Genomic DNA, 12197 nt, shown 5'->3' on the forward strand with positions numbered 1-12197 from the left:
CAGTTGGGCGTCGCGCATGGTTCGCACTGTTGGTGAAGACGAAAGCGAGCAGAAGCTCATTGACGATGTTGCCGGGCGTGGGTGGCACTGCGTCCACATCATGGCGGAGGGCGAACACGTTGCATACTCCTTTACCGTCGGCCTGTACCAAACGTACGGACACCCAGAGCTGATAGTCGTTGGCTTGCCCCCAGGCGTGTCGCACCAAATCCTCTCGATCGTCGCTGATGCGGCACGAGTTGGAGCACCGCTTGACCTTTCACGGCCAGCCGATGCCCTCATCGACCGCTATTCCTGCTGTTTTACTGAAGTACCCTTGTCGGAGTACTACGAACACGTAGGTTTTGCCCGCTGGTACTACCAAGGAAATAATTTTCCACTTTACCAGATCGTTTGGCCCTCCAAGTCCGGCCAATTTCCTTGGCATCCTCAGGCCAGCTTGGAGTTCCGTGCAGCCCAGCCGCTGCTCGGACAGGCCGCGAGCGGAGCTTCGGGTTTTACTGGGTTGAACGAACATGCTCGCGACTGATGCAAAGACTGGCCGCAATCAACAGCCATCCAGGCTTATAACCCAATGAGCACTCCAAGCAAGATCATTTTGCACTCACTACAGGGCTATCGAGCCGATCTCCAGCCGTTAGTTGCCGACTGGATTCGAGAAGGGGTTAAGTACGTCGGCGTTGTTGGTGTAGATGCCGCGCAGATTGAGGAAGCGATTGATGCGCTGTGTGTGGGCGACGGCTCGAACCCATACTTCATGCTTACGGCCTCTCATGGCCCAAGCGAGACTCTCGCTGATGCGGTCTTTCTTGCTGAGCAGTTGTCGGCAGGCTTGGATGGTCCTTCAACGGTAGTTGAATTCTAAGGCACTTGCACTGCCGATGCCGCCAGTGAGGGAAGGTTTCGCGATAGTGCTTCCGAACTCTACGCCTTCGACTGAGATTGGGCGTCCGTGTGGCGGAAGGGCCCCCGCCGAATACGTGCCGTAGAAGATGTACTAGCCTTTTCCAGGCGCAAACGCGTTACGGCGCGACGGCCTTGACGTCGTACACGACCACGCGCTCCCACAGGTGCTCGCAATCGGCGACGAACTGCTTGTGGATGGGATGGACCTGATAGGCGTTCTGTCCGGCGACATCGTCGAAGAACAGGATTTCCGAGGCGCTGTAGCTGCCATCGACGACGCCGCGCTGCTCGGTATCGGCCGGCACGCCAATGTGGATGCCGCGCACGGTGTCGATGCCGGCCAACGTGCGCAAGCCGGCGAGCAGTTTGGCAAGATCCTCCTTGGAATTCGGATTCTTCAGCCAGAAGAACACGTGGTGCACGACCGGCGGGAACGCTGCCTTGTTGGCGGACGTGGGCGTGGCCGCGCGGGAGCCGGTGGCAACCACGCTGGCAGCCAAAGCGGTGGCGGCAACGAGAACATCTCGGCGCGTGCGATCGGTCATGATCCAGGCCCTTCAGTTAGTCTGCGGGCTTGCGAGTATAGGATGGTATCGCTGCGGCCGACGCCGCCGATTCGCCCGCCAGCAGCGCGCCTCGCGCCGCCTGAGTCGCGCAGCAGTGCACCGTCGGCTGCGGCCACTACGCCCACTGCAAGCGCATGCCTGCCTTGCACCTGCCCGGCCGCTGGTTGGAAGAACTGGACTTCGCCATCGGCCAGACGCTGCAAGTGCGCGCTACGGCGAGTTGGTGGTGAGCGTCGCCAAAGAGGGCTGGATCGACCACGGCGCATCGTCTGCAATCCACCTGAGTGCCGGGCGTCCCGCCTTCGTTTGGCTAGTTGACGAGCAGCGCGAGGAAGGAGGCGCCATCCGTGCAATTGCGAAGCATTCTCATGTAAGATCCCGCCCCGAACACACATCGGGGCTGGGCGCGACGCCCACCCATGCCGGGCTTCGCCCCAGGGGACGTCACTTGTTGATTCAGCACTCGACTCGCACGCGGATGCCGCAGCGCACCGCGCTCTCGCTGGGCCTGCTGCTCGCGGCTTTCGGCGCACAGGCGCAGGAGGCCGGGCAGGCGGATCCCGACACGGCGGCGCAGGCCACCGACCCGCGCGATCGCCCCGCGGACGCAGACGTCCGGCAACTGGATGCGTTGCTGGTACACGGCGAACGTCCCAGCCTGCAACTCGACCAGACCGCGGCCGCCGGCGCATTGGGCGCGAAGCGGCTGCTCGACACGCCGTTCTCGGTGACGGTGGTTGGCCAGGAAGAGATCGCCAAGCGCCAGGCCACCACGCTGGGGCAGGTCTTCATCAACGACCCCGCGGTGTTCGCCGCCGAGCCGTCGGCCAGCACCAACTGGTGGGGCACGCAGATCCGCGGCATCGGGGTGCAGAACCATTACGTCGATGGCGTGCCGATGCTGATGGAGTGGGGCGGGCAGTTCCCGCTGGAGGCCGTGGAGTCGGTGCAGGCGCTCAAGGGCCTGGGCGGCTTCATGTACGGATTCGGTTCGCCGGGCGGCATCATCAGCTACCGGACCAAACGTCCCACCGATGCGTCGCTGCTGGCGACCACGGTGGGCTATCGCAACGACAGCGTGTTTTCCGCTCGGGTCGATGCGGGCGGGCGGCTGGACGGCCCGCAGTCCCTGGGCTATCGGCTCAACGCCGCGGTCGAGAACGGCGATGCCTACAACGGCGCCGGCATCGACCGGAAGATGGTGTCCCTGGCGGTCGACCACCCGATCGGCGAGCGGCTGACCTGGCACGCGGAACTCGTCCACGAAGACAACACGCTCAAGCACGAGCCGCTGTACTTCTACTGGGACGCTTACCAGGGCGAGCGCCTTCCGGACCCCACCTATGCGTACCAGAATTTCAGGGTGGGCAACTCGTCGTACACCGCCCGCACGCTGCACGCCACGACCGGCCTGAAGTGGCGCATCAACGACGCATGGGATGCGGACCTGACGGTGGGGAAGAGCCGCAGGGAGCACGAATCGGACAAGATGTTCGCCAACCTGCTGAACGACGCCGGCGACTACGCGGGATACGTCTACGACTTCGCAGCCGTGCTGCGCAGCAGCGTCGTCCAACTTGTCGTCACCGGCAATGTCGCGACCGGTCCCATCGAGCACGAGCTGGTGTTCGGCGCATCCCAGCAGCGCACCTGGGACCAGTGGAGCAACGCGTTCTATTACAGCCACGATTTCGACGGCAACCTGTACCAGCGCCAGCGCTTCCTGTCGGCGCATACCCCGGACTACCGTCTGGCGCCGGTCAGTTCGGACCTGCGGCAGAAGGCGCTGTTCGTCAGCGACACGCTGCACTTCGGCGAACGGTGGCAAGCCATCCTCGGCGCGCGCCACGTGGACTACGAACAGCGCGACCTGGACGGCGACCCGGACGTGGACAGCCGTTACACCACCTCGGTGGTGACGCCGACGGTGGCGCTGATCTACAAGCCGGTCGATGCGCTGTCGCTCTACGGCAGCTATGTGGAGTCGTTGGAGCCGGGCACGCGGGTGGGCACCGACGCCACGCCCGCGTACGCCAACGCCGGTGAGATCCTCGATCCGACCACCAGCAAGCAGTACGAAGTCGGCGCCAAGTACCAGACGGGGAAGATCGGCCTGACCGCCGCGGCGTTCCGGGTCGAGCGCGCCGCACAGATCGACCAGTTGCGCGACGGCCTGCGCTATCTGACCCAGGACGGCATGACCCTGTACCGGGGGCTGGAACTCAGCGGCAGCCTGGCCGTCACCGACCGCCTCGACCTGGGCCTGGGCGGCCTGTGGCTGGACGCGAGCCTGGAGGATCTTTCCCCGAACAACGCGGCACTGCAGGGCAATCGTCCTGCCGGCGCCTCGCGCCGCCAGCTGCTGGCCAACGCCGAGTACCGACCCGCCGCCGTGAACGGCCTGAGCCTGCATGGCAACGTCCGCTATTCCGGCGATGCCTACTACGAAGACCAGAACCGCATCCTGATCCCCGGCCACACCGTGGCGAACGCTGGCTTCCAGTACGCCATGACGCTCGCCGGGCGTGCCGCGGTGGTGACCGGGAACATCAACAACCTGTTCAACCGCAAGTATTGGAATCTCAACACCATGGGCGAGGAAATCAATGGCTCATTGGATCTGCGCATCGAGTGGTGAGCGTGAGTTTGGAGCATGGGGCAGGAGCGCACTTTTCTCTGTGCCCGGCGCCTTGAAGCTGCGCTCCGATTCCAGTTCCTACACTGCGTTGGCAAAGGCCAGGTACGCCCAGGCCTTGGGCTGATTGACGGCAGTCAACGGCTCGGCGACGATCGTTGTACGCCGCGTCGAGGCGGTCCACCAGTGGTTCGTCCCCATGCCCCGATACCTCGCTTGTCTGCTGCCTTTGCTGCTCGCGGCAACGGGTAACGCGAATGCCCAGTGCCTGCCCGGCCAGCCGTCGGTGGTCCGGCTCACCGGCGTGCTCGAGCGGGTCACGTTCGCGGGCCCGCCCAACTACGAAAGCGTCCAGGACGGCGACGAGGCCGAGACCTATTTCGTGCTGCGGCTGCCGGCGCAGGTGTGCGTGCGCGATACCGATCAAGGCGTCGTCTCCGCCGACCGCCTGCAACTGCTGCTGGAGCCGGGGCAGTACGCGCTGTTCCGCCCCCGGCTCGGCACGCGCATCACGCTGCCGGGCGAACTGTGGCCGGCCGAAAGCGGTCACCACCACACACCGCTGATGTTCACGCCGGTACCGGACAAGGCGGGTGCCAACGATGCGCCCACCCCGGCGCCACCTCGGGGCGCGGGTTGACGCGGAGATAGGCCCGGATGAGCAACGCCGCCTCAAGGAAGAGCGACTTGAACTTCGCCGTGTTCCTGATGGGAGAAAACTTCCTCGTCGCCGGATGTCCGGAGCTCCAGGGCTTCTTCATCACCAAGAGGATCGAAGCGCCCGGTGAGGAGGCAGCGGCTGCACAGGCCGTCTCGGCAATCCAGGCCGGCCCCCGGTGGGGCCTGGCGGCTTCCGTGGCGCCCACCATTGCCGTCAAGGTCGTTCACCCGCTTGACGCGTCGATCCGTATGAAAGACACGGACTATCTGTTCTTCCCCATGGAGGGACGCATGAGCGGGTGGTGCGTCTGCGGCCGCGGTCCTAAGAATGCATTCGCGCCGCCGCCGCTTCGCCCCGCGACGTCGCTCAGGCGCTAAGCGCATGGGAACGACCGAACGTCGACGCACGTCGCGCAGTGCCGTCATCGCAGTCGCGGTCCTGGTAATGGTCGTCGCAACCATCCTTCGCCCGACATGGCCGCAAGACGTGTGGTTCGCCGCCACAACCAAAGAGGTACCGTTCGCGTTCGCATCCCTCGGCGTGTGCGAGGAGCGAGACCCCTATCAACCGGATACGATGGCGCTCAGCAGCGACAGGCGCTCCATTCAGGTCTTTGCCTCGCTCAACTGTGCAGATACACCCGGCCACCCGAGCGTCAGCCAACGGGCGAACACGCTCTTTCTCCGGACCAGGCCGGTCCCTATCGACCCCGACGCAGGCCTCGCTGCGTCGTGCTATTGCAGCAACAAGATTACGTTCGCACTGAGATCGCCGGTTCGACCCGGCCAACACGTGATCTTCTTCAGTGGCAACTCCGAGGAGGCCAGGCTGATTGTTCCCAAGTAGCCCGTTGGTCTACAGTCGATGCCATCCATGCCAGCCCAGGAATGCGCGGACGCAACGTGCAACGTGCAAATGCATCGGAATGGCCCGTTGGGCGGCCATCCGACTTTTCCATTCAAGCCACGCCGCTTCGCGGGGGCAGGATTCAGACACCAGGCATCGGAATGGCGTCATTCGAGTTCGAAGCAAGAAGCGTAGTGGTGGAGCACCCTGACGGCGAGTGCCATCTGGCCGGTTTTGCTGACCGCGCGTTCGATTCCACAACCTATCTCCTGCTCCAGCGTGCGTTGGCGTTCGACGCGCAGGACGTGGCGCTTGGCATGGATACCTATCATGTCGAGTGGTGCGGCCAGGAGGCGTCGGGCTATGGCGGCATCTCGCAGTGCCTGCTGCGGCCCGGCCATGCGCAGCTTACGTTCGCACCAAACGCGCCAGCGGCGCTGGCCGGCATGGAGCTTCTCACCATATCCTTCCGGTTGACGCCCTCGGAGCACCTGGCGTTGCGGGAAGCCCTTGGCCACATCTTCGAGGGGAGCGGCTGCCTCGTGGTGGCCGACTCCTGACATACACTCTCACCGAACCGCTTCGCGGGTGGGGCTGGTTCAACGGTTAGCGGCCATGGAGGCCTCGATGCGATTCGTCCTTGCCACTGCACTGTTACTCGCCGCATCCTCGGCCTCGGCCAGCAGCACCATGTGCATGTTCTACGCGCCGCCCGGCGCGCCAGTGCCCGACCTGGAGTTCCTGGGGTACGACCAGCTCGGCGGGATCCTCGTTCCCGGCAACGGCGGCCCCCGCAGTCTGCCTGCGGGCTCGTACAAGGTCGCGAAACTGGATCAGCACGCTCCGCGTATCGATCTCGTCTACACCAATCCAGATGACCCCACGCTCCCACCGAGCTTCACGCTCAAGGGCTCAGCTGCGAACACGGTGCTGACCGTGCGCGGCAAGACATACCGGGGCAAGCTGGAATGCGGTCAATGGTGACGTCGCGGGTGCCCACCGTTTTCCACGCCGACGCTAGACTCCCTTTCACGCGTCAACCCGTTAGTGGCTTCGATGACCGAAGAGAATCCCTACCAGGCTCCAGCAACCTCAGCTATCGTTGCCCCGACCCCGCGGCGCTGGAGGCTGCTGGTGCTTCCTCTCGTGTGCCTCCAGGCGCTTCTGGCGGCGCTGTATGTGCCGCTCGCCTTTGAGAGGTTCCGCAACGGCGAGATAAGCGTAATCGAGTTCTTGCCGTGGTTCCTGGCGAACGTCGCCCTGGCGTTCGGAGGATTCCATCTTCTGCGGACCCCCCAAAAAGCCACCTATCTGTTCGCCACCTCCGCAGTGCTGGCGGGTGTCGCCTACCTGCAATGGCGTCCACCCAACGTGCGCATGGGATTTCTCATCGCTGTTTTCGCTGCGCTGATAAGCCTCGTATCGTCCTATCGGTCCGCAAAGGCCTAACCGAGCCCCGCATCGTGGGCCGTCCACTCAGGGGTAACGTCTCATGCCGACGATCCGCCTTGCCCCGATCGGCGTCCTTGCGCTGTTCGCGCTGTCATTGACGACAAGCCCCGCCCAGTCGACGTCGCTCGACTGGCGAACCATCTACTTCAAGCAAGGCCGCCCGCTCGTCGGGGAGAGCCTTGAGCAATCGTTGGACAACTCCGCTGGAAGTCAGATCGACAACCTGCTTGTGAACGTCTCGATCCTGAAGGACTATCCCAGCGTTCCCTACGACTTGATGGGCAGGGCGAACGAACGCGAGTGCGATCCCGCGTCCTGCGTAGCGTTGACGGCACGCCGCGCGCAATTCGTGTACGACTATCTGCTGGAGCACGGGATTCCCGCATGCCAGATCAAGTCCGCCATTGCCGCCGGTAGTAGCAGCCCCATTGCGCCGCCTCCCGAGGATGCGCCACTCGACAGGAGCGTGCAGTTGTTGGTGACACGCGGCGACTCATGCTGAGCGCCATCGTCGGTTGGCTATCGAAGGAAGCCAAGGATGGAAAGGAGCCGCGCATTCCAGGCACTATTGGAGGCATTGCAGACCGGCGCCCGTCCGGGCTGGCTCGGCTACCGCTTCGTGGCATAACCAGCCGCAACGTTCCCGGCGATCGCTTCGCAACACGATGACATCTCCATATATGGACAGAGAATGAAACTGCGTCCCTTGGACAGGCGGCAAGAAAAGCACCTGCTGGCCTCGATGCTGGCCAGCATGAACGAGCCGATAGACAACGGTTGGCGCTCGATGTTCAAGCGGGAGGTGATTGGCCTGACGATTCCATTCCTCGCCGTAGTGATTGTCTTGGGCGTGCTTCGCGCCAACTCGCTGCTCACCGTGTTCACGACGGTGGGCGCGCTCGTCGTCGGGTTGGCGGCCGGTTTCGGTCAATGGCGCATGAGCGCTGCTCGGGCTTGGCCCGTGGTGGCCCGCTGCCTGGACCGGGACAAGATCGAGCAGCGGCTGCGCGAGTTGGATGGCTGACAACGCCCGCATTGGGCGTGAGCGCGCGGAATGACCATGCGTTCGCACCAGGTGCAGCTTGACCGATAGGCGCCGTTCCTGGTCGGAATGCTTCTCAAGTGCCAGAGAAGATGCGCAATTCGCCTCCGCCTTGGGCCACCGCACCGAATCGCCATGACGCAAGGAGATCCGATGACTGCGCCAGCAAAAAAAGAGTGCTTTCTGGCATGAAAGACGTGGGCCAGCCTGCAGTGGTCCTCGCCATCAAAGATGGGGCGATGGAGCGGCCGATACCGACGGCGTGGCGCGACACGCTGCGTGGAATCGCCGATGCCCTCGCGGCCGGCGACCATGGCCTCTCCAAGGGACTTGCGGGCGTCGCGCCGGTTCCGCTCGAGACGGCGTCCCAGATACGGGGCTACCTGCAGGCGTACGGTGCGACGCTCGCGGCGTTGCCGGAAGCAACCTGGGAGACGTCTGTCTGCATTTGGTACGGCGGCCACTGGGATGCGTTGATCGACCTATGGACCCTGGAAGAAGGACGGAGCGATCTGGTGCTGCAGGTCAGGGTCACCGAGACGGATGCGGCGTTTGCTATCCAGGTATGCATGGTCTACGTGCCCTGATGCGCCAGCCGCCGCTCCAGCCAACCATCAAGCGCCGCTAAGTGATGTCCCAGTACGCCACGGTATTCGTCGTCGCGCTTCGACATCCGTCGGCGCTCCGTGATCCGTTCAACATCAACCGAGTGCCGCCCCAGGTCGGGGACCGGGGCGCTGTGGTGGAGATACTGCATGCACCGGGCCAGCCAGACCGATACGTCGTCGAATGCGTGGATGCGTCCGGCGAGACGCTGTGGTTGGGCGAGTTCTCGGCAGACGAGCTGGCCTTGGTACCCTCCATGCCGTGACAAGCGCCAGGCCGACGCCGTACAGCATGATTCACGTGTCAGGACGCGCACATGATCTCCCTCCTCCTCTTGCTTCACTCCGCGGCACAACACCCTCCCGCGCCGCCTGCGCAGCCTCAGGCGTTCTGCGCCAGGACCTCCCGTGAGCACTTGCCGGCGCCCGTAGACGCGTCGTACACGGTCATCGGCAAGGAACCGCGGAGTGGCAGGTTGTATGCGGGTTCGCTGTCCTCGCGGTCTTACAGGGGCGCTACGTCTTGGTGCGCGAGGCCGATGGTGCCGCTGTCCCAGGCGAGGCCTGGGCGGTGCTGTGCGGACCGGACAAGGTACCGCTGCTGGAGGTCCGCTACGAGACGAAGCCGGTTGCCACGCATTTCTACTGCACCATGAGCGTCAACTACGACAACTATTCGCTGGCCAGCTGCGGACCGACCTCCAATGCCTCTCAATCCGCCGTCGGGCTGGAGGCGTGGTACCCCGCGCCTGCAGGCGCGCCATGATCTCAGAGCCACTGCGGTTGCCCGGGCCATGAGGCGGCCCGTCTTGTGTGGCCAAAAGTGACTGTAGTGTCACTTCATGCGTACCGAACTCGTCACCACTCTCAAACGCCAGGCGACCGAGCTTCTCGCGGACATCCAGCGGGACAAGCAGCCGATCCTGATCACCCAACACGGCCTGCCCAGCGCTTATCTGGTGGATGTCGAGAGCTTCCAGCTCATGCAACAGCGCATGGCTGTACTCGAGGGCATCGCCCGGGGTGAACAAGCGATCGCCGAGGGGCGCGTGGCGACCCATGCTCAAGCGAAGAAACGTCTCGCGCGATGGTTGAAATAGTCTGGTCGGAACCGGCGTTGAGCGATCTGGATGCGATTGCCGACTACATTGCCCTGGAAAGTCCGCTCGCCGCTTCCGAGCTCGTCAAGCGCGTATTTGCCGATGTCGAACAACTAGCGGATCATCCTGAGAGCGGTAGCCGCCCGGCGGAGTTGGGCCGTTCCCGCCACCGTCAGATCGTCGAGCCGCCCTGCCGCGTCTTCTACCGGTTCGATGGACACAAGGTGTTCGTCCTGCACGCCATGCGTTCGGAGCGCGTGCTCCGCAAGGCGCGCCTTGCCTCCGCTGCCGGCAGGAAAAAGTGATTGCCGGCGAACTGCCCGGCTAAGCGCGCCTCGCGCGGCACACCAGTGCCGTTGACTAGCACGGTTGGGTGCGGCGCTGGCGTTTCATCCACTCCATTACGCAGCAGATGTGCGGGAAGACATGGGTGAGCGATCCACGTAGCGATGGCCGTTGGTGCCGTATGGCACCACGGTGGTGTCGGCGTTCGTGGCATCATCCGCCCCGGCGCCGCGTCGGCGGTGTCGCCCGATCTACATGACCTAAGGAGAGTTCATGCGTCTCATCGCCGTCGCCATCTTGGCCCTTTTGCCCGCACTTGCCGCTGCGCAGCCGAAGGCGGATCAGATCACACGGGTACGCAGCGACGATGCGGAGATGAACCAGGCGATCGCGCAGGCGCAGGCGTCCCTGGATGACTTCCTCGCCCTGGCGCGCAATCCGCCCAGCGGCGCCGACACCTTCAAGCTCAAGGTGAAGTTCTCCGACGCGCACGGGGCCGAACACATGTGGGTCATCCCGTTCCAGCAGAACGGGAAGGGGTTCAGTGGCGTGCTCGCGAACGAGCCGCAGACCGTGCGCAACGTGCAGTCGGGGCAGACGGTGCGCTTCGCGCGCGCGGACATCAGCGACTGGGGCTATCAACGCGACGGCAAGCAATATGGCAGCTTCACCGTCTGCGTGATGCTCAAGCACATGTCGCCGGAGCAGGCCGCGGCGTACCGGTCGTACGGCTTCCAGTGCGACCAGCACCGCCCAGGCAACCTGAAGCCGGTACGCGGCACGCGTTGATCCGGCCGCTGCGTGTTCCGCGGCGCATTGGGTCTGAAGGTATAACGAGGGCAACGTCGACGCGATCCGGGCGTCGTTCCACTGGTCCGACAATCACGGCGGCCAGCTCCTGATCTGATCGTCGGCACAGGCAACCGGCTCACGGGCCGCGTGTTGGATGCACAATCCCGGTGATGTTCCCCATCGTTCGCCTTCCGGAGCCGCCGCAATGAACGCTCGTTCCCGATGGATCATCGCGCTGGGCTGCCTGGCGTTCCCGTTCGCCGCGAACGCGACGTTCTCGATCGTGGCGTGCGCGCCGGACGGAACGTGCGGCGTCGCCGTCGCCACCAACAACCTGGCGGTCGGTGCGAGCGTCATCCATGCCAAGGCCGGCGTGGGGGCATTGGCGACCCAGTACGAAACCAATCCCACCTATGGCCCGCGCGGGCTTGAGCGGCTTGCCGCCGGCTCGACGCCTGCGGAGGTGATGTCCGATCTGCTGGCGAACGACGGGAACTTCGACGGAACCACGACTGCCGCGCGCCAGGTCGGCATCGTGAGCGCCGCGGGTACGTCGGCGACCTACACGGGCGAGGAAGCGGCGGCCTCGGCCTGGGCGGGCGCCCGCCATGGAAAGGGGTACGCGGTCCAGGGCAACGGTCTGGCATCCGCGCGCGTGTTGGCGGCGGTGGAGACGGCATTCCTGTCGTGCCGCGCGACGTTGGCCAACTGCCTGCTGTCGGCGCTGGAAGCGGGCGAGCAGGCGGGCGGCCAGACCACCGGCAGGCTGTCCGCCGCGTTGCTGGTGCGAACGCCAGGCGGCGGATGGGAAGACATCGACTTGCGCGTCGACGCCTCGGCGTCCCCGGTGCCGGACCTGCGCCGGCTGCTGGACCGCTACTACGCGCACCAGGCGATGATCAAGGCCGAGCGCCTGGCCGATCGCGGCAAGACCGTCGAGGCAAAGCTGGCGCTCGCCGAGGCGCTGCATCTGAGCTGGCACTGGGACCGCATCTGGCGCCGCGCCGCCCGGCTCTCGATGCGGCTCGGGGCGCTGGACGATGCCCTCGCCCAACTCGGTGTGTTCGCATCCGAGAATCCGGTCTGGGCGAGGATCGAACTGCAGGACCCGATCTACCGGCCGCTGCGCGACAACGCGCTGTTCAAGGCCTGGGCTGGCGAGCCGGGCGCTGACGCTGGCGCGAAACCGAAGTAAGGGTGGCTGCCGATGCAGGCGCGCCGAGCGTAGCGGCGGTTGGCGGCATCAGGCACGTGCCGGCGTTGGCGTCACCGGAAGCTTCTGCTAGTGGAACACGGACACCTGGCGC

The 12197-nt window shown here is 64.8% G+C and carries 20 protein-coding genes; 19 read left to right on the forward strand and 1 reads right to left on the reverse strand.

The features are described 5' to 3' along the window. Window positions 1–16: 16 nt before the first annotated feature. Window positions 17–529: a DUF4262 domain-containing protein gene (locus tag J2Y70_RS16165; protein ID WP_309919708.1), complete on the forward strand. Its 513-nt coding sequence runs from the start codon at window positions 17–19 to the stop codon at window positions 527–529. Between the two features lie 45 nt (window positions 530–574). Then, window positions 575–865 carry a hypothetical protein gene (locus tag J2Y70_RS16170; RefSeq protein WP_309919710.1) on the forward strand — a complete coding sequence of 97 codons (291 nt, stop codon included), beginning with the start codon at window positions 575–577 and terminating at the stop codon, window positions 863–865. A gap of 157 nt (window positions 866–1022) precedes the next feature. Here the strand turns inward: J2Y70_RS16170 and J2Y70_RS16175 are convergent, their stop codons facing one another. Next, window positions 1023–1451: a Dabb family protein gene (locus J2Y70_RS16175; protein ID WP_309919712.1), complete on the reverse strand. Its 429-nt coding sequence runs from the start codon at window positions 1449–1451 to the stop codon at window positions 1023–1025. A 155-nt stretch (window positions 1452–1606) separates the two neighbouring features. Here J2Y70_RS16175 and J2Y70_RS16180 point away from each other — a divergent pair, with 155 nt between their 5' ends. The 17 genes from J2Y70_RS16180 (at window position 1607) to J2Y70_RS16260 (ending at window position 12085) form a co-directional block, all read left to right on the forward strand. Then, on the forward strand, window positions 1607–1702 hold the full coding sequence (locus J2Y70_RS16180) for a SymE family type I addiction module toxin (RefSeq protein ID WP_309919716.1): 96 nt from the start codon (window positions 1607–1609) through the stop codon (window positions 1700–1702). A gap of 248 nt (window positions 1703–1950) precedes the next feature. After that, on the forward strand, window positions 1951–4110 hold the full coding sequence (locus J2Y70_RS16185; RefSeq protein WP_309919719.1) for a TonB-dependent siderophore receptor: 2160 nt from the start codon (window positions 1951–1953) through the stop codon (window positions 4108–4110). A gap of 124 nt (window positions 4111–4234) precedes the next feature. Then, a complete protein-coding gene (locus J2Y70_RS16190) occupies window positions 4235–4747 on the forward strand; it encodes a DUF4431 domain-containing protein (protein WP_309919721.1) in 513 nt (170 codons plus the stop codon). A gap of 47 nt (window positions 4748–4794) precedes the next feature. After that, a complete protein-coding gene (locus tag J2Y70_RS16195) occupies window positions 4795–5145 on the forward strand; it encodes a hypothetical protein (RefSeq protein WP_309919724.1) in 351 nt (116 codons plus the stop codon). Between the two features lie 4 nt (window positions 5146–5149). Continuing rightward, window positions 5150–5614 (forward strand): hypothetical protein, encoded by a 465-nt coding sequence (locus tag J2Y70_RS16200; RefSeq protein ID WP_309919727.1) that lies wholly within the window; start codon window positions 5150–5152, stop codon window positions 5612–5614. A 161-nt stretch (window positions 5615–5775) separates the two neighbouring features. Continuing rightward, window positions 5776–6174, forward strand: a complete 399-nt coding sequence (locus tag J2Y70_RS16205; RefSeq protein WP_309919729.1) for an Imm10 family immunity protein — start codon at window positions 5776–5778, stop codon at window positions 6172–6174. Between the two features lie 67 nt (window positions 6175–6241). After that, window positions 6242–6598, forward strand: coding sequence for a hypothetical protein (locus J2Y70_RS16210; protein ID WP_309919732.1), 357 nt, complete (start codon window positions 6242–6244; stop codon window positions 6596–6598). 72 nt (window positions 6599–6670) lie between these two features. Next, entirely contained in the window at window positions 6671–7063 is a 393-nt protein-coding gene (locus tag J2Y70_RS16215; RefSeq protein ID WP_309919735.1) for a hypothetical protein, read from the forward strand. 43 nt (window positions 7064–7106) lie between these two features. Beyond that, window positions 7107–7568 (forward strand): hypothetical protein, encoded by a 462-nt coding sequence (locus J2Y70_RS16220; protein ID WP_309919738.1) that lies wholly within the window; start codon window positions 7107–7109, stop codon window positions 7566–7568. Between the two features lie 189 nt (window positions 7569–7757). Further along, window positions 7758–8090 (forward strand): hypothetical protein, encoded by a 333-nt coding sequence (locus J2Y70_RS16225; RefSeq protein WP_309919742.1) that lies wholly within the window; start codon window positions 7758–7760, stop codon window positions 8088–8090. Window positions 8091–8296: 206 nt separating this feature from the next. Next, a complete protein-coding gene (locus J2Y70_RS16230; RefSeq protein ID WP_309919745.1) occupies window positions 8297–8695 on the forward strand; it encodes a hypothetical protein in 399 nt (132 codons plus the stop codon). Between the two features lie 44 nt (window positions 8696–8739). After that, window positions 8740–8979: a hypothetical protein gene (locus tag J2Y70_RS16235; protein ID WP_309919748.1), complete on the forward strand. Its 240-nt coding sequence runs from the start codon at window positions 8740–8742 to the stop codon at window positions 8977–8979. A 260-nt stretch (window positions 8980–9239) separates the two neighbouring features. Next, window positions 9240–9479 (forward strand): hypothetical protein, encoded by a 240-nt coding sequence (locus J2Y70_RS16240; RefSeq protein ID WP_309919752.1) that lies wholly within the window; start codon window positions 9240–9242, stop codon window positions 9477–9479. 76 nt (window positions 9480–9555) lie between these two features. Next, window positions 9556–9813 (forward strand): type II toxin-antitoxin system prevent-host-death family antitoxin, encoded by a 258-nt coding sequence (locus J2Y70_RS16245; protein WP_309919754.1) that lies wholly within the window; start codon window positions 9556–9558, stop codon window positions 9811–9813. Next, the gene (locus tag J2Y70_RS16250; RefSeq protein WP_309919757.1) at window positions 9801–10118 is read left to right on the forward strand and encodes a type II toxin-antitoxin system RelE/ParE family toxin; all 318 of its coding nucleotides are present in this window, start codon (window positions 9801–9803) and stop codon (window positions 10116–10118) included. The genes J2Y70_RS16245 and J2Y70_RS16250 overlap by 13 nt, the downstream gene beginning before the upstream one ends. A gap of 253 nt (window positions 10119–10371) precedes the next feature. Then, window positions 10372–10887: a DUF2314 domain-containing protein gene (locus J2Y70_RS16255; protein ID WP_309919760.1), complete on the forward strand. Its 516-nt coding sequence runs from the start codon at window positions 10372–10374 to the stop codon at window positions 10885–10887. 208 nt (window positions 10888–11095) lie between these two features. Next, complete coding sequence (locus tag J2Y70_RS16260) at window positions 11096–12085, forward strand: DUF1028 domain-containing protein (protein ID WP_309919762.1); 990 nt, start codon at window positions 11096–11098, stop codon at window positions 12083–12085. Window positions 12086–12197: the final 112 nt, after the last annotated feature.

This window comes from Xanthomonas sp. 1678 (assembly GCF_031455575.1).
Taxonomy (GTDB): domain Bacteria; phylum Pseudomonadota; class Gammaproteobacteria; order Xanthomonadales; family Xanthomonadaceae; genus Xanthomonas_A.